The following is a 17,034-nucleotide window of genomic DNA, read 5'->3' as shown; positions in this document are numbered from 1 at the left end:
AGCTATGAAGTTCCTATCCAATTATCTATTCCTGCTCTTTTTTATTTTTCTAGGTTGTACCGAGAAAAAACCATTAATCGAAGAAGAGAAATTCAGGACTGTAGTGATCTATATTGCTGCAGACAACAATCTCAACCAAGAGGCTTATAAAAACATTGCACAGATGGAAAAAGCTTTTGAGGTAGAGAACAGCAATCTGATCATTTATACCAAACTTCCGAATACAGCTCCTGCATTGTATAGAATCCCGAGCATAAAGGAATCAAAAAATGGAAGGATAAAAATTAAGGAATATCCCAACCACAATTCCTCGGATCCTAACACGTTGAAAACAGTTATGGCCGATGTAAAGGAAAAATTTCCGGCAAAGACCTATGGATTGATTCTTTGGTCACATGCTACTGGATGGATTCCACCTGGAACCGGAAATATCAAACTAAAATCCTTTGGAGAGGATAATGGTTCCCAAATGGATATCAAAGATCTGGATTATGCTTTACCAAATGATCTGGATTTCATCTGCTTTGATGCCTGTTCCATGGCAAGCTTAGAAGTATTGTATGAAATCAAAAACAAAGCAAAGTATTTCATCGCCTCTCCAGGCGAAGTAATTGCCAATGGCATGCCCTATGATAAAACCATCAATCACTTTTTCACTAAAGACAAAAGTGGCTATGCTACTTTAGCTCAAAAATATTATGAGCATTATAACAGCATGACGGGCAATTACCAATCAGCTACCATTTCTGTTATTGATGCCTCTCTCCTATCAACCATAGCCCAGGAGACCAAATCTATTCTAATAAACCAGAATCCAACCTTTAGCGACTTCAATCGGTCAAAGATCCAACGGATGGATTTTGATCGAACCAGCAACCCCTTGGTTGCCTTTGATTTCCTAGACTTTATAAATCAAAATTACAGTGATATTACAACCCTTCAATCCAGCATTGAGCGGGCAGTAATCTTTAAAGCAAACACCCCGAAATTCAATGGATTTCCAATTGTTACTAATTCTGGATTGACCTGCTATATACCCATCTCAGACAATGAAGAATTAGTGCATAATTACTACCGAACGTTAAAATGGTATCAAGATTCGGGTTTTAACCGCCTTTTTTAACCATAAAAATTTAAAAAATACCCTAAATGGAGTATTTTTTAACTGCCCTATTGAAATTATATTTGTTGTACAAACTGACCAATTAATTTGATTTCTTATGAAAGGGTTAAAAAGAGGTACGGCAAATCGTAAGTTGATCATGCAAATCATCCGAATCAAGGATGCCATTAAAGAGAATACTTCCGGAAAAAGGACGAAGGAAGAAGGAGATACCCTGTCCTTTACAACCAAAGAGAACATTAAGGTAATATTAAAGTTGTATAGTTAAAATGATGAACGGCAATTCTCTCGAATTGCCGTTATTTTATTATTTACTAATTACCAACCTGGGTTCTGCACTAATTTTTTACTTTTCTGTATTTCATTTAGAGGGATTGGATACAAGTACATTTCACGAGTAAACGCCCTGTTTTCATACGATGTCCGCTTAAAGAACTCACTCTCTGTAGTTGCCCCCATATTCATTCCGTAGAACAGGCCGCCCTGACCTCCTTCTCCAGCATCATTTTCTGCGATCATCCAACGGCGAACATCAAAATAACGTTGCCCCTCAGTGGCTAATTCCACGCGCATTTCTGCCCGGATCGCCTCCCGTTGTAAATCTTTATTACCAATGATCTCAGGTTTGATATCCTTCAATTTTGGAATACCTGCTCGCTCACGGATCTTATCTACATATTCTAAAATTAAAGGATTTCCCGGATTTACTTCGTTCATTGCTTCTGCGTACAAAAGATAGAATTCTGCCAAGCGGAAGATAATAGATGGTCTATAATGACTTTTTGGAAAAGATCCCTGATTATGCACATTTCTTGAAATACGTTTATAAAGCAAGTATCCTGACCAAGGATGATCTGCTGCAGTATTATCATTTCCATTTCCTCTATTGAATTTAACGACCCTATTGGTTAAGTGCCATTTTCTACCATGATAAAATACCGTTTGATAAAAACGAGGTTCTCGGTTTACCCACATATTATAGGTCCCAACCTCGGTTCTACCCGTAATGTCATCGCCAGCGGTAGAGAACCCTTGTTCTGAATATTTAGGAGATTCTTCAATCGACAATCCATCGTTCATAAAAAAGTCGTCCACTAATTCTTGGGTAACCGCAATACAGGCGAATCCAGCATTCTCCGATCTTGGCGTAGATCGTCGATCAACACCTTCTCCGTTAATGGCACCCCATGACTGGTTTGGATTGGCCCAAATAATCTCTGCGTTATACGACATAAACAACTCATATAGCGATTTATCTGGATCATAAACACCGTTCGTATTCACTTTATACAATTGATATTTACCAGAATTGGCAAAATCAATAAACTCCTTTAACGCTGTCTCAGCTTTATTCCATTTGGAAGGATCAGCCGCTGAAAACAACTTTTTCCCACTAGGATTGGTCAAAGTCAAAGCTTCTTGGTAGCCCCCGTTGAACAATGGGCTTGCCGCATATAGATGAAGTTTAGCTTTTACAGCCAAGGCAACCCCTTTGGTAGGTAAAGCCAGGTAATTTTGATCCGTAATAAATTCATCTAACTCATTGGCTACAGCAGTCAGTTCATTGGAAATAAAATCCACCACTTCATCGATGGAATTTCGTTCAAAATCGATATCACTTCCAGATGGATCTATAGATTTATCGATCACTGGAATCGGACCATATTGTTCGAACAACAAATAATGATAATATGCCCTTAAAAAACGAACTTGAGCTTTCATTTTTGCCAATTCTGTAGCATCTATATAATCCGTATCACCACTACGGGGAATTTCATGGGCATTTTCTAAGAACAGATTTGCCTGACGGATGAGGGTATACAAAGATCCCCATCGATGGAAAGGTGCATTCCCCGAATTAAAGCCACTTGAATTAAGCGTTCTTAACGTCCCTTGGGCCATTTTGAGTTCATCCGAAGCCCCTGCCCAGGGATTGGTCAGCGCAGCTGCATCCAAAATCATCCCAGAACTATTTGGTATTCCTGTGAATACATTTCTATGCCAATTCCGGGTATATGCTGTATTGTCAAAAACTTCCTTCATGGTCAATTGACCTGCAAGTTCGTCGGAAACATCCAAAAAACTGGTGCTGCATTGGGTTAGGCTTAAGGAGGCTGTCACTAAAAGTATGCTGTATATTTTTTTGAAATTTTTCATGATAGTCAGTTAAAAGGTAAATTCTAGACCGAAAGTATAGGCAGAAGGTATAGGATAATTCAGACCTTCATTAGCGTTGCCCAATTCTGGGTCCCACATTTTAATATTGTCCCATACATAAATATTATTCCCGTTCAGATAAAGTCTACCTGCCTTGATGCCGTATTTACTTAGGAAGGATTCATTAAATCTATATCCCAGTTCTACATTTTTCAACCGGACAAAGGAAGCATCCCTTAGCCACCAAGTACTTGGTACAGAATTGTTGGCAAAGGTCGCAGAATGTAGACGTGGATAAAACACGTTATCCGAAGGGTTTTCTTCTGTCCATCTATCCAAAGCCTCTACACGGAGGTTGGACTCATCCACTCCCCATTGAAAAGGGAAGAATCCTGATGCCATATTTGCCCCGAAAACCGTAGAAGTATTTCCAGCCCCTTGAAAGAATACATTGGCATACATGCCTTTATATTCTCCTGAAATCCCAAAGCCATAAATTAATTCTGGCACCCCTGGTTTAGCAATATCTCGCGTTTGATCGTATTGATTGATGATGCCATCTCCATTCAAATCCTTATATTTTATATCTCCAGGACGGATGTTAGAACTTAAGGTCGACTCCACTATTCCATCTTTCAGTTCATAAGTTTTTACACCATTCACCTCTGAAATATGGAAATCTTCATGCTTATACAGTCCATCAGCGACGTATAGGTTCCATGACCTTAAGCTTTTCCCTGTTTCGTTCATCCAAGGGTATAATTGAGGTACCTCATCGTATTCCAGGATTTTATTTCTTGCGAAGGTGACATTTCCACGTAGACTCAATACAAATTCATTTCCAATTGGCTGTCTGATGTTCAAGCTACCATCAATACCATGGTTGGCTACTTTTCCGAAGTTCTGCCATGGGTTTTGACGAAATCCTGCCACTGCGGAAACGGTTCGACGTTGAAGCAAAATATTGGAACGGATATTATCAAAATAATCCACCTGCATCGTTAATTTGTTATTGAACATCCCGAGTTCCATACCAAAGTTCTTTTTATCTTCGATTTCCCAAGAAAGGTATGGTGCCTCGAATCTCCCTTCGATCAATCCTGGCAAGCCATTCAAAGAACCAGATCCTCCAATACCAAATGGATATCCCGCTGCACCAGTTGAAAAGGTTCCTCGGTAAAGAAATCTTGCACCACCAGTGTTATCATTTCCTGTACGTCCATACGATGCCCTGAATTTTAGGTTATTGACCACCGTCTTCATCTCTTCGGTCATGAACTTTTCATTGCTCACAGTCCAGGAAACTCCAACGGCTGGAAAAAATCCAAAACGGTAATCCTTGGCGAAGGTTTCACTACCTGTAAAACCAAAATTACCTTCAATAGCATACCTGTTATCATAAGAATAGGTCAAACGACCAACATAGCCTTGTTTTCTGAAAGCCAATGCTTCGTTATGCAATTGCGATTCTTTCTGATAGGTCAAGAGCATGGCACCAACATCATGAAGATTCAAGAAATTACGGTTATATCTGAGCGACATTTCCAGGTAAACATTCTTACTCCCCGTATTGCTTTCTGCCGGTTCACCAAAATCTGGATTCCCTGCTACTACTTCCTTGTAAATCAAAGAACCATCCGGATTTCTTCCGGTAGCATAGAATTGTTTAGGCGTTTTGGTTCTGTTCATATAGTAGTTCATGACCGCATCATAGCTTACGTTTCCTTGAAAGACCAATCCTTTGGTCAGAAAATCCAATTCTTGTTTTAAGGAAACATTAGATTGTATGCTGGAACGCCATTCTTTGGCATAACCCGATTCCATTAATAAATTGTATGGGTTTATCCGGTTATTACTAGGCCTTGGGTGCCCAGCAATGGTTCCATCGGAATAGACAGCCGGGAATAAGTAAGAAGGAATAGTGGTCATTCGTTGAAAAATAAGTCCTGTACCGACTCCTGGATAGTTGGTCATCAGATATTGTCCACTTAGATCAACACCAATAGTCGTGGTCTTGGTCACACTCAGATCCACATTGGAACGTAGATTGAATCTCTTCAAACCAATATTATTGTTATATTCTGCCAGATTGTTCTCTTTAAATATCCCACTTTCTGAAAAGTAAGCACCAGAAACAAAGAATCTAGCAATATCACCCCCTCCTCTGAAATTCAAGGTATGTCGCATGTTGTTCGTGGTTTTGTCGAGCATCAGATCCAACCAATCGGTATTAGGATATAGATCTCGATCCTCTCCGCGACGGTAATTTTCAATTAATTCATCAGAGAACATAATTGCAGAGCCTTCATTTCGCAAGGCTTCATTATAGAGCGTCATGAAATCAGCAGAACCTAAGAATTTAGGTAGCCTAGTAGGCTGTAGTACACTATATTCTCCACGGTAATTAATCTGCGTTTTTTGCTGACGACCGCGTTTTGAAGTGATAATAATAACGCCATTAGCTCCTTCGGCGCCATATACTGCTGTAGCAGCAGCATCTTTTAGTAATGTGAAGGTTTCTATCTCATCCGGTTCGATATCCTGCATGGCCCTAGGAACACCATCCACCAATACCAAAGGTGAAGTACCTCCTGAGAAGGAACTGATACCTCGGATCCAAAACTCAGAGTTATCATAGCCTGGTTCACCGGTACGTTGGATAGCGATCAAACCTGGTAATTGACCGGCCAGGTTATTGGTCAGGTTACGGGTTGGAAAGGCTAGGTCAGATCCTTTAACCGTGGCTACAGAACTCACTAAACTTGATTTCTTTTGCGTTCCGAAACCGACGATCACCGTTTCCTCGATGCTCATCACATCGTCGCTCATTTTGACCTCCATGTTATCGGGGTCTTCTACCTTTACCTGTAATCTCTTGTAACCCACATAGGTAAATAGGAGTTCATCACCCAACTTACCCTTAATCTCAAAAGAACCATCTTCTTTGGTGGTGACACTTTCATTGGATTGTAGGGAAGTAATGGTAACTCCTGGGAATCCCTTTCCATCCTTATCAAGCACCTTTCCCTTAATGGTTGATTGGATATTTGGCCCGAATTCAAAAGTTGTATGGCTTGAATGATTATTTAGGTTAATTTTTTCATTAGTTGCATGGGCAATATTCCCACATAGTATTACAAATGTTGCAACACATAATTTGGTTATTTTCATTACTTTTGGTTAGTTTATTTGCGATTTAGTGTAATTGTGCTAATTCGAATTATTCCATAACGGGGAATGGCGGTTCCTCGTTATTTTTTTAGTACATCTGTTTAGTTTATCCCTCCTTTCTTTTTTAGGTGATTGTTTTATATACCGTAATCTGTTTGTATTAATAAATATCTGACTGTATTAAAAATATAAATGGTTATTCTTGTTGAATATTAGTAAATGGTGTGATTTAAACTAATATGTCATACATTATAAAAACAAATATATTGATTAGAATATCATATATTTATAAAGAGAATTATCAAAATAGTAAAGGATTTTACCATCAATCTCTAAAAATATGCTCAAATTACCATTAAGGGAGTTCCCGATTATTCCAGGAAAAAGAATAACCCTTCGGGAAATTCAGCCCACCGATTTATTGGATATTCTAGATATCTCTTATTACGATGGCCAAAAAGCTTCAACCGTTGAACAAGCTGCAGCAATGCAAAACCTTATCCAACAGAATTACCACGAAGGCTCATCGGTTCATTGGGGAATAGCATTGAATGATTCAAATATTCTTGCTGGTACTTGTGGATATTATAGAGGATTCGAAAAAGAAGCAGGAGAATTAGGCTGTATACTATTGCCTCAATTTTATGGGAAAGGTTTCATGACGGAGGCAATGAATCTGGCAATCGAATATGGTAAAAATACGCTTAGATTAAAAAGGATCTGGGCAGAGACTTCTAATTCCAATCAGGCTGCCATCAATCTTCTTAATCGATTAGGTTTTAAGAAAACAGCAGATTTAGAAGAGGATGAGGTCATTTATGATTATGTGTATTAAAATATTCCATAGCACATACTGCTTCTAGCTTATTGAATTCAAAACCAAGTTGCTGTGCAACTTCTTCCTGGTATTTCCTAAACAATTCCATCATCAATTTCAAGGATTCCCAATTGCGTTTGATATCCGCATCAGCATAGGTTTCCAAAATCCTTTTATATTCGTCATCAGAAAGAAATCGCTTGGCAAATTTTCCTGATTTTCCCAGATCGATGTTGAAATCATAAGCACAAGCTGTTTGCCATTCAATCATTCGCCAAAACATGGGCCGCACAACTGTTTCCAACATATCTTTAGCATATAATATCTCTCCTCTTCTTAATCCCTTTACCACATTGGTGCTACACCAATAGAATTCATTTGCCACTTCCTGGAATTCCCTGGATGTTGGTTTTTTAATATGATAATCCACATCAGAAGCTGCTGGAACATCCTGAAAAATCCCATCCTTATCTAACCATACTTCCGTTAAACTATCCAAAGGTTCCTCCTTGTTAAATCTATCCAAAGGAAATAAAGTAAGATCTATTCGATATTCTTCCTTAAACATCATCAAGAAGGTAAATGAAGGCTTACTACTTAAGGGATCTTTTCCTAGTTCCATATCATCTGGCAATTGAAATAAACTGAGGCTACCTAGCTTATTTATCCAGCTTCTATCGATTAAAAAGCTTTCCAAATCCTCCACTAATAATAAAACATCATAATCCTGGAGGTCATCAGAATTAACCAGTGGATTAGCTCTCGAGCCATTTAAATGAACTGCTCTAATTCGCTCATCAGCCAATGCAAAATCCATAATCAGTTTATCAACCATATTTCATTATCCAATTAAAATAAAACGGCTTCCTTTTTATTCTTATTTACTACTCTATAAGTAAGTTCTAAACAAGTAGGTTGTAAGCAGGTTGTAAGTGTGTAAAGTCACTTACAACTCACTTACACCTCACTTAAATCACACTTAGACTTCGAAAAAAAATCGAATACAGATCGATCATAAATCGAGCAAATCGAATACAAACTATACCTCTTAAATAAAAAATGAAGGTGTCTAAAAAGGCACCTTCTTCTGTTTTATAGCTTTCTGGAGCTCCATTATAATTTCATGAGCAATATTAGGCTGCAAGTCGATGTTTTGTACTTTTCAGCATGTTGATGGCTTGATTTATCGCAAATAGGGAGTTTTTGCCACCTGGTTTACCGATAAAAGCTTTGTCTTTCCACTTTTTTGCCCATTTTCTGAGGTTATGGGCAATGGCCATCAATCCGAACTCCACAGCGACTTTATCCAGTCCTTTCATTGTGAACCGGGTAAACCTGTTGTTGCTTTTCATCTGACCGAAAACAGCTTCCACTTCTATGGGTCGCTTGCTCCGATGGTACATTCCCTCTTCCGATAGCAGTCTTTCCCGGGCTTTATCCTTGAGCTGATTGAGCCTGTGGTTCACTTCAATGAGCCGATCGCCTTTAGCTTTATGGCACCCACTGCGCATCGGGCAGCCCTCACATCGCCGAGCCTGGTAACAGCTGACCTGGGCAGTGTATCCGTTGGCACTGACTCTGGTTGCATGACCGATAAAGCTGAGCTTCTGTCCTGCCGGACACACATAAAAGTCCTCCTGCTGGTTGTAATATAGGTTCTGTACCGAAAAAGGATCCTGTTTATCCTTGCGCTTCTGTTCCATATGGAAGTAATTGTACTTCACAAAAGCGGTTATACCCTGTCCTTCCATCAGCTCGTAGTTCTGCTCGCTACCATATCCGGCATCTGCGACGATGGATTCACTCTGTTTTCCGTAATGGGACTCAAAGCCTTCCAGGTGTTCGGGCAGGGTTGTGGTATCTGCGGCCGTTTGATGGATGCTATAATGGGTGATGAACTGCTCTTCGGTGCTGATCTGGGTATTGTAGGCCGGTTTAAGCTGGCCATTTTTCATGTGGTCCTCTTTCATCCGCATAAACACGGCATCGGTATCGGTCTTGCTATAACTATTGCGATCTCCCAGTACTTCCAGTTGCTCCTCATATTTCTCCAGTCGGGGCAGATAGTCGTCTTCAAGCTTCCTCAGCTGCCTATCGGTGGATCTATCCACTCCTTTGAGCTTGGCATTGATCGATTTGATCTTTTCCCTCAGCTGGGCACTATCGATGGCCCTGCCGACCTGCTGATCCCCTAATGAAGATTGGTCCCGGCTGATCTGTGCATCGATATCCGAAAGGACCGAAGCGATGTTCGCCTCCAGCTTTATCTTGTTCTTCTCGATCGATTTCTTCCAAACGAAGGTATAACGACCGGCGGCCGATTCGATCTTGGTACCATCTACATACTGGACTTTCAGGCTGACATACTCCATATCATGCAGCATCCGAACGATACTGGCAAACAGCTCCTGTATCTGTCCCTTAAGACGCTTTCCCCTGAAATAATTGATCGTACGGTAATCCGGTGTCCTGTTGCCCGAAAGCCACATGAAATGGATGTTCTCGTGCAGGGCGCGCTCGATCTTGCGGCAAGAATAGATATTGCTCAGATACGCGTAGAACAGTACCTTAATGAGCATCCTGGGATGGAAACTGGTCGTTCCCCCTCCTTTATACTGACGGATGATATGTTCCAGATCCAACTGGTCAACAACCTGGCTCACCAACCGAACAGGATGGTGCAAGGGGATACGGTCTAAAATATTCTCAGGAAAAAGACTAGGACTATTGGATGGAAGCGCTTTGAATTGTATGTTTGCCATATTGTTTTTTGGTTGCACCTTAAGATACAAAATCTTGAGGACAAAAAACAGAAAAACCCCGCCATTTTTTAATGACGGGGTTCTCTTTTAAGAGACCTTTTTAGACAGCCTCCTTAATAAATAAATATAACAAACTAAACAGAATCTTTTTATGGCTTATTCATAGATATAACCTTCCAATACAAATTCATGAACACCCATTTGAGCAGTGGTCTTATTATTAAACTGGACTTTTAAGCCTTTATATACCTGTAAATCTCCAAGCTGTTCAAGAGGAATGCTTACTTTATAATTTAGCAAAGGCAAAATCTCATTTTTGGGTATATCTTTAAGGGCAAGCTCTACCATTTCCCCATTATTCTTAATACCAAAAACCTGAACTGTATTTAATGGATCAAGAAAGACCTCGGATGCCGACACATTGTTACCACCTATTAAATAGATGTGAAGATTTAGAGGAATAATATTATCGTATGGACCTGCAGGAGATTTAAGTTCCTCATTTACGTATCTCGAATCAGTTGGTTCCATTCGTGTTTTGGTGAATGTCATGTAAATTTCCCTGGTGCTAGTGGATTTTGGGTAACTATGCGATATAAAACCATAGTTTGCCGATGTTTTCTCGAAAACTTTCCCATCAAATGCTAAATCCAATTTCCCAGCCGAGGTAGAGGTATTGGCAGCATTGGCGTAAATTGTCCATCCTTGTTTGCTTTCACCAGATTCAAATAAGATAGGCTTTGTATTAATGGTCAATGTCCTTTCATCCGTTCCATCAGCAGAAACAATGCTGAACTTTACTTTTGGATCATCTCCATTTAGTCCTTTGATCAGTAATCTCTCATTCATTTCGTCAACTGTCAGTTTACCTGTTACAGTTTGGTTTTCCAAATCCTGATACGAATAATTTAATTCTAAAGTTTTGGACAGCAAATTTGGAATAGTAATTTGAACAATATTAGGACCTACTTTTGCTGTTATATTATCCAATAAATCCTCATTATAAGATTTTTTGGGAGTAACCTGTGTTACCAAAGCATTCGATGAGATGCCAGAAGCATTTACCGCAAAAAACGATATTGCATATTCTTGAAATTTGGAAACTTCAAAAATATAAGGTTTTGAAAAATCAGACACGGTAAATTCCTTTTTCTCGCCTTCATCCATAAAAGAAATTTTAATTTCTTTTATTTGAGGGTCTAAATCAGTAGGCCAAGCTACATTAATCTTAAGATCATAATCGCCTTTAACAGTCAATCCTGATAACTTCTTAACAATATCTATTTGTTCTACTGGATTACCATTCTCATCCACAGGTATAAATAGTTCATCTTGTTTACAAGAAAATTGTAATAAACTGATGCCTAATAATACATATATAAATCTTTTCATCTTACAAAAATTCGCTTTCAAACTTGTTCAAAAACAGCCTACCATTTAAATTCCAGTCCAATTGAGTGCTCAGGTTCATCCAATAGAAAACTTGCGGAAGCACATCATAAGTGCTCAAATAATCTAATGGATCACAAACTGTTGAAATCCCTGAAAAGTTAAAATAGGGATTTCTACTACTAATATTCAGATCAGCGACAGCTTGTTTGGTTGAACTTTTCCAAACAGGGCCATTACTACCTTTTTCGAATAACTGATTATAATCTGCCAATAAGCTTTCATAGGATGAAAAACTTTCTGGGATTTCTTTTAAACAGGAAATAGCCTTAATCTCATCAGCACTTAATACTTTTTTCCATATCCGTAAATTACTAACGTCTGCATTTAAAAAGGATCTATACGAAGTAGATTGTTGGTTAAATCCAACTCTTAAAGAGGCATCCGAGGCAATAGTCTCTAATGTAGGACCATATAAAGTTTGGTTTAAAGGATTTGACTGTACCCCATTTAAATACCATTTATAGGTGATAGTCCCCCTTTGGGATCCATTTTCGATACTTAATGTATAATGCGCCCACTCTCCCATTTTACCTCTTTCTAATAAATAAGATGGTGAAGATGCAGAAGCATTACCATAATCCATTTTGAGGTAAACATTGGTTCTACTTGTCAAGATACTCCAACCTTTTGTAGCGGAGGCAAAAGATTCATCTTTACCAACAATGTTATTATAAAAAAGTGTATCTCCTCCAGATTGCGAATATTCTTCCCAGAAGTTATCCGGATATAGCTTTACCCTAAAATCCACGGTCAATCCACCATAATTGGAAGCATTGAACACTTCACTTTCTGGCCCCATTTTGGTAGTTGCATTCACCCCTAAATTCTCTATGGTTCTTGGCTTCTGATCCGCTACATTATTGAAGGTATAAACTCCAGGAAAATAGCCATTAACATTTAAATATGCGGAATACCCCCCCTTAAACTCGCTCGATTTGAATTTACTATTGGAGTATACATTGAATGTCTCCACAGCATCTTTATCGAACAATCCTATTTGTCCGGTTTTAGACCCCCCAAAAGAGGATGATAGAATGATTAACCATTCTTCATTTGCATAATTGCTTCTTCCTTTAATAGCAGTCAACATCTTTCCAACCTCATCATCAAATTTCACCAAGGCGGCTTTAAACTTTGCATTTTCTAACGTAAATCCTGTCCCAGCTCCAGCATCATTAAGACCTGAAAATTGGTTCACAATAACATCATTATCGCATTTATTACCTTAATAGGCTTCGAGATAATATTTTTTGGGAATGTCTTTGGTTTCTATTATCGTGATAGCTTCTTAAAAGCTTTTATTTCAGCCTTTAGCTGACTTTTATAAATGGAGAAAATTCTTCTATTTTAGCCAAATGTCTGTTCACTTCTTCAAACAGATAACTGGGTGCAAAAAACTGTAACTTGCTTTTTGATTTTAAGATTTGTGAGACTATGCCATTAGGAGTTATCAACGCACTGAAAATGATATTACTATCCGTAATAACAATCATGCATCAATCAAATCTTTAAACATTCGCTTGGTCATGTTCCTATTAGCTTTTCTAAGATACTTAATCCTTCCACTGCAAATCTACATTAAAACAATAAAAAAAGCCCGACAGAGTCGAGCTTCTTATTTTGTCGGGGTGGCAGGATTGCTTCAGCCCCACAGCCCCAAACTCAATCCCTCAAGCTCCTACGGATCGAACCACGGTTCGAATCTGCCACCCGGACAAAAAAAAAGCCCTAACTTTCGTTAGAGCTTTATTTTTGTCGGGGTGGCAGGATTCGAACCACTATCAAAACCTAATTTACTTTATCTTATTTATATCTGATTATTAGTAATTTAAAGAATATATTTACTAACTTTACCTAACCTTACAAAGGTAATATATGGTAACATTAAGCATTATTGTCCGAAATATGTCCGAGAAATATGAAAGTTAATTTTTATTTAGACAAGCCCTACAATCCCGACTTCAAGCCTGAAAAGATCAAACAGGAACTAGCTAAGGTGGGTGGTAAAAAAAAGAATCTTGCTCCAAAGTTCTGGAACCCATCCCCTACTGCACTGTATCTTTTCTTTTCACCAGATAAGTCCTGCAGAATAAAGTACAGAACAAACTACAAGATACTGTCCAAGAACTGGGATTTTGAAAAGGAAAGACTTAGACCAAGCATCAGCGGAGCATTGGAATTTAATATTGAACTGAACAACATCGCCAACCTTTGCACTCGTGAAGCGATGGGCAAAAAAGACAAAAACCAATTTTTATCAAAAGATGATTATCGGCAAATCATAAAGGTTTGTATCGACAAAGATAATGCGGTAAATAACGAAATTTCCATTTCACAATTAAAAACACAGTTTCTTTCTTACAAATCCAATTTTGTTAAAGAGGGTACCTTAAAAGAATATAGAACAGTATTTAAAGGCTTGGAAGATTATGAACAGCAGAATGGAACAAAGCTTATCCTGAGGGAATTGGATAGTAAATTTCTTGACCAATTCGAGGTGTTTTTAAGCAAGAAAAAGAATACAAACAATGATGAAAAAGTAGGCTTGCTGAATGACACCATCCACAAATACATATCAACGTTAAAGGTTTTCCTAAAGTGGTGCAACGACAATGATTATCTGGTACATCCCGACATCTTTAAGACACAAAAAACTAATTTCAAGAAAAAAGCATATAACGAGATCATAGCACTGTCCGAAAAGGAAATAGAAAAACTGATGAACCATGACCTTTCGGACAAACCCAGCATGGAAAGGGTCAGGGATTTATTTTGCTTGTTGTGCTACACAGGACAGCGTTTTGAGGATCTGATCAATTTTGACAGAAATGACATCAAAAACAATGCTTGGGATTTTATTTCCATCAAGGTAAAAAAAAGAGTAATCGTTCCTTTTGAGGGATACATAGCCCCTGCAAAAGATATTCTGGAACGCATCAACTACAATGTACCTAAAATATCAAACCAGAAGTTTAACGAGTACATCAAAACGGTGGGTAAACTTGCAGGAATGAACGAAACCATTAAGATCACCCGATATTCGGGAAAACAAAAGCTGGTGATAGAAAAAAATAAATATGATTTTTTGTCCAGCCATGTCGGTAGGAGATCAATGGTAACGAACCTATTGAGCAGAAACGTTCCAATTACGCTTGTGCAAAAACTTACGGCACATTCCGACATACGGACTTTAATGAAATATGAATCGGCAAGCACAGACTCGTTAATTGACGCACTAAATAAATTTTAATACTATGGCGGACAGATATTTTAAATTCAAACAAGCTTTCAAATCCTCAAACCATCATTTCGACATTGGACTTCCACTATTGCGCTTTTTCCAGCCCAGATCAATGTCCGATAGACACTTTGTAAATAAGGTATTAACGCTACATCCTGAAAGGTTCATATCGTATTATGAATACCATTTAGACCATTTTTTCAAACAGAGCGACAGTGAAAACGAAGAAAAATTCTTCAAAAAAGTAGTCGCTGTTTGCGAAGATGAAATAGAACATTTCAAATCCAAGGCAAAAAATAGATCCTACGTCTGGGACGACAAGAAAAAATACGAAGGATATATCGAAAAGACTGAAAACTTTATTGACAGACTGAAATCACGCGACATTTGGGGAGTTATAGGTACCGAAAGTGAACGAAATCTAAGATTGATACAAGAGATCAAAACCCTAAAAAAACAACTCGAAGATTTTGTAGTAGCTCCACAACATAAGATTAAGGTAAGCTGCGCAGACAAAAACCACTTATTTAGCTTATTTGACACTATTGGATTAATCCCGAACCCATCCATAGAACATGCCGATCAAGAAACCATGTTTTCAGAGTTTCCACACAAAACATGGGCTAAGATAGTTTCAAACCATTTCAAGGTCAATGATGAAGAAATTCCACTAGGAACAGCACTGAACTATTTTGACAGCACCACCGCAGTAAGAGAAAAAGACAGAATTTTTGAAATAAAGGTTTCCAAACGAAAAACCAAGATCAGCTGAAAATCAGCTGCTTAGTAATTGTTTTTGCCTTTCATCCTCCGAAAGGCATCCAAAAATGGCTATAAAGCCATCTTTGCTCATGTTAACTCACTCGAATTCGTATCCCACGACTTCGAATTATTAAATATGTAAACATGAGCAAAGTATGATTCAATTTGACCAAAAAGCCCTTAGAGATTGTATCAAGGATGCAATAAGGGAAGAACTCCACCTTATTATCTCGGATGTCCAAAAGACATCGCACACCGCAAACAACACACCTACCGAAAAGCTTTTGACAAAAAGAGAAATGGCCGATGAACTCGACATTTCTCTGGTCAGTCTGACTGAATGGATGAAACAGGGACGTATTCCCTACATGCGTATGGGAAAGCGTATCTATTTCAAAAAGCATGAAGTAGTGGCTTCGATGGCAGGATTCAACCAAAACAAAGGAGGTAAATAATGATTCCACTTAACCAGGAAACAGCCAGAGCACTGGACAGAGCCATAGTAGAGATAACAGATAATTTCTTAGAACCACCCATCATGATAACCATCAGTAACTCCGACTCTGTCATTGGTACACTGGGCAATTTCAGTGCGTCCACGGGAAAGGCAAAGAGCAGAAAAACATTCAATGTAATTTCATTGGTCGCAGCCGCATTGAGTAGAAAGCAGATACTACAATATAAAGTTAAAGTTCCTCCAACCCGTCCAGTTATACTGTATTGTGATACAGAGCAGAGTAAATTCCATTGCCACAGGCTACTTTCAAGAATCTACAAACTCATCGACTACCCTACGACAGAAGTCCACGAGAATCTAAAGTTCATCTCCTTAAGAGAATACCCGACGAAGGAACGTATCAATATTATCGAATACGCGCTTTTCAAATATGCGGACAGGATCGGACTGGTCATCATAGATGGGATCAGGGATTTGGTTTACGATATCAATAACGCTACCGAAGCCACGGAAATCACCAATAAGCTTATGAAATGGTCACAGGAACTGAATATCCATATCCATACGGTACTCCATCTAAACAAGGGAGATGATAATACTAGAGGGCACCTAGGAACTGAGCTCAATAACAAAGCAGAATCAATTCTCCAGATAACTAAAAGTGATCTGGATGCAAATTATAGTACAGTAGCACCAAAATTCATCAGGGATATCGAGTTTGAACCTTTCACCTTTTTTATCGATGATGGCATACCCGTACTAGACGAGAACTTTGACACAACAAATCTCAAATCTAGAAAAGGATTCAGCTATCAGGAGCTTTCCGAAGAAAATCACCGTGAAGTACTACAGGAAATGTTCAAGGATGGCGAGATCAACTGTACCTACGAAGAGTATATAACCAAATTAAGGGATGCTTATTTATCCAAAGGATTCAATTTCGGAATCAATAAAGCCAAACAGTTAAAGACTTTTTTGGAAAACAAAAGGATGATCATTAAGAATGACAAGATCTACAGATTCAACCCTGAATTTTACTATTAAAAACAGGTTTAGTTTAGTCTGCCCCTATATAGTAATAGACTAAACTAA

General features: G+C 38.5%; 14 protein-coding genes. 7 read left to right on the top strand and 7 right to left on the bottom strand.

The window, feature by feature from the left end:
• The first annotated feature begins 4 nt into the window (after positions 1–4).
• The gene (locus E3D81_RS11740; protein WP_134777504.1) at positions 5–1,123 is read left to right on the top strand and encodes a clostripain-related cysteine peptidase; all 1,119 of its coding nucleotides are present in this window, start codon (positions 5–7) and stop codon (positions 1,121–1,123) included.
• Between the two features lie 97 nt (positions 1,124–1,220).
• Positions 1,221–1,391: a hypothetical protein gene (locus E3D81_RS17230; protein ID WP_167554278.1), complete on the top strand. Its 171-nt coding sequence runs from the start codon at positions 1,221–1,223 to the stop codon at positions 1,389–1,391.
• Between the two features lie 50 nt (positions 1,392–1,441).
• Here E3D81_RS17230 and E3D81_RS11735 read toward each other — a convergent pair whose 3' ends face one another.
• Complete coding sequence (locus tag E3D81_RS11735; protein WP_134777503.1) at positions 1,442–3,280, bottom strand: RagB/SusD family nutrient uptake outer membrane protein; 1,839 nt, start codon at positions 3,278–3,280, stop codon at positions 1,442–1,444.
• A 9-nt stretch (positions 3,281–3,289) separates the two neighbouring features.
• The gene (locus E3D81_RS11730; protein ID WP_134777502.1) at positions 3,290–6,451 is read right to left on the bottom strand and encodes a SusC/RagA family TonB-linked outer membrane protein; all 3,162 of its coding nucleotides are present in this window, start codon (positions 6,449–6,451) and stop codon (positions 3,290–3,292) included.
• A gap of 340 nt (positions 6,452–6,791) precedes the next feature.
• On the opposite strand from E3D81_RS11730, the gene E3D81_RS11725 reads away from it, so the two are divergent.
• The gene (locus E3D81_RS11725) at positions 6,792–7,286 is read left to right on the top strand and encodes a GNAT family N-acetyltransferase (protein ID WP_134777501.1); all 495 of its coding nucleotides are present in this window, start codon (positions 6,792–6,794) and stop codon (positions 7,284–7,286) included.
• Here the strand turns inward: E3D81_RS11725 and E3D81_RS11720 are convergent.
• The 5 genes from E3D81_RS11720 to E3D81_RS17640 all read right to left on the bottom strand — a co-directional run bounded on the left by E3D81_RS11720 (position 7,264) and on the right by E3D81_RS17640 (position 12,975).
• Entirely contained in the window at positions 7,264–8,103 is an 840-nt protein-coding gene (locus tag E3D81_RS11720) for an aminoglycoside 6-adenylyltransferase (protein ID WP_134777500.1), read from the bottom strand. The two genes, E3D81_RS11725 and E3D81_RS11720, sit on opposite strands and share 23 nt — an antisense overlap.
• Positions 8,104–8,401: 298 nt before the next feature.
• Positions 8,402–10,030: an IS1182 family transposase gene (locus E3D81_RS11715; RefSeq protein WP_209023061.1), complete on the bottom strand. Its 1,629-nt coding sequence runs from the start codon at positions 10,028–10,030 to the stop codon at positions 8,402–8,404.
• 156 nt (positions 10,031–10,186) lie between these two features.
• A complete protein-coding gene (locus E3D81_RS11710; RefSeq protein WP_134777499.1) occupies positions 10,187–11,422 on the bottom strand; it encodes a hypothetical protein in 1,236 nt (411 codons plus the stop codon).
• Between the two features lies 1 nt (position 11,423).
• On the bottom strand, positions 11,424–12,680 hold the full coding sequence (locus tag E3D81_RS11705; protein WP_134777498.1) for a LamG-like jellyroll fold domain-containing protein: 1,257 nt from the start codon (positions 12,678–12,680) through the stop codon (positions 11,424–11,426).
• 112 nt (positions 12,681–12,792) lie between these two features.
• Complete coding sequence (locus tag E3D81_RS17640; protein ID WP_134777497.1) at positions 12,793–12,975, bottom strand: PIN domain-containing protein; 183 nt, start codon at positions 12,973–12,975, stop codon at positions 12,793–12,795.
• Positions 12,976–13,400: 425 nt separating this feature from the next.
• On the opposite strand from E3D81_RS17640, the gene E3D81_RS11695 reads away from it, so the two are divergent.
• The 4 genes from E3D81_RS11695 (at position 13,401) to E3D81_RS11680 (ending at position 16,986) form a co-directional block, all read left to right on the top strand.
• Positions 13,401–14,732: a site-specific integrase gene (locus E3D81_RS11695; RefSeq protein ID WP_134777496.1), complete on the top strand. Its 1,332-nt coding sequence runs from the start codon at positions 13,401–13,403 to the stop codon at positions 14,730–14,732.
• A gap of 4 nt (positions 14,733–14,736) precedes the next feature.
• A complete protein-coding gene (locus E3D81_RS11690; protein ID WP_134777495.1) occupies positions 14,737–15,495 on the top strand; it encodes a hypothetical protein in 759 nt (252 codons plus the stop codon).
• Between the two features lie 145 nt (positions 15,496–15,640).
• Positions 15,641–15,940 carry a helix-turn-helix domain-containing protein gene (locus tag E3D81_RS11685; RefSeq protein WP_134777494.1) on the top strand — a complete coding sequence of 100 codons (300 nt, stop codon included), beginning with the start codon at positions 15,641–15,643 and terminating at the stop codon, positions 15,938–15,940.
• Positions 15,940–16,986, top strand: coding sequence for an AAA family ATPase (locus E3D81_RS11680; RefSeq protein ID WP_134777493.1), 1,047 nt, complete (start codon positions 15,940–15,942; stop codon positions 16,984–16,986). Before E3D81_RS11685 ends, E3D81_RS11680 begins: the two co-directional genes overlap by 1 nt.
• Positions 16,987–17,034 lie beyond the last annotated feature (48 nt).

This window comes from Sphingobacterium sp. CZ-2 (assembly GCF_004526235.1).
Taxonomy (GTDB): Bacteria; Bacteroidota; Bacteroidia; order Sphingobacteriales; family Sphingobacteriaceae; genus Sphingobacterium; species Sphingobacterium tenebrionis.
This window is presented reverse-complemented; position numbering and strand designations above follow the sequence as displayed.

Coding starts and splice junctions, on each gene's coding strand:
- E3D81_RS11690 (WP_134777495.1), top strand. CDS start 14,737: ATGGCGGACAGATATTTTAAATTCAAACAAGCTTTCAAATCCTCAAAC.
- E3D81_RS17640 (WP_134777497.1), bottom strand. CDS start 12,975: ATGATTGTTATTACGGATAGTAATATCATTTTCAGTGCGTTGATAACT.
- E3D81_RS11695 (WP_134777496.1), top strand. CDS start 13,401: ATGAAAGTTAATTTTTATTTAGACAAGCCCTACAATCCCGACTTCAAG.
- E3D81_RS11685 (WP_134777494.1), top strand. CDS start 15,641: ATGATTCAATTTGACCAAAAAGCCCTTAGAGATTGTATCAAGGATGCA.
- E3D81_RS11740 (WP_134777504.1), top strand. CDS start 5: ATGAAGTTCCTATCCAATTATCTATTCCTGCTCTTTTTTATTTTTCTA.
- E3D81_RS11715 (WP_209023061.1), bottom strand. CDS start 10,030: ATGGCAAACATACAATTCAAAGCGCTTCCATCCAATAGTCCTAGTCTT.
- E3D81_RS11720 (WP_134777500.1), bottom strand. CDS start 8,103: ATGGTTGATAAACTGATTATGGATTTTGCATTGGCTGATGAGCGAATT.
- E3D81_RS11735 (WP_134777503.1), bottom strand. CDS start 3,280: ATGAAAAATTTCAAAAAAATATACAGCATACTTTTAGTGACAGCCTCC.
- E3D81_RS11725 (WP_134777501.1), top strand. CDS start 6,792: ATGCTCAAATTACCATTAAGGGAGTTCCCGATTATTCCAGGAAAAAGA.
- E3D81_RS11680 (WP_134777493.1), top strand. CDS start 15,940: ATGATTCCACTTAACCAGGAAACAGCCAGAGCACTGGACAGAGCCATA.
- E3D81_RS11730 (WP_134777502.1), bottom strand. CDS start 6,451: ATGAAAATAACCAAATTATGTGTTGCAACATTTGTAATACTATGTGGG.
- E3D81_RS11710 (WP_134777499.1), bottom strand. CDS start 11,422: ATGAAAAGATTTATATATGTATTATTAGGCATCAGTTTATTACAATTT.
- E3D81_RS17230 (WP_167554278.1), top strand. CDS start 1,221: ATGAAAGGGTTAAAAAGAGGTACGGCAAATCGTAAGTTGATCATGCAA.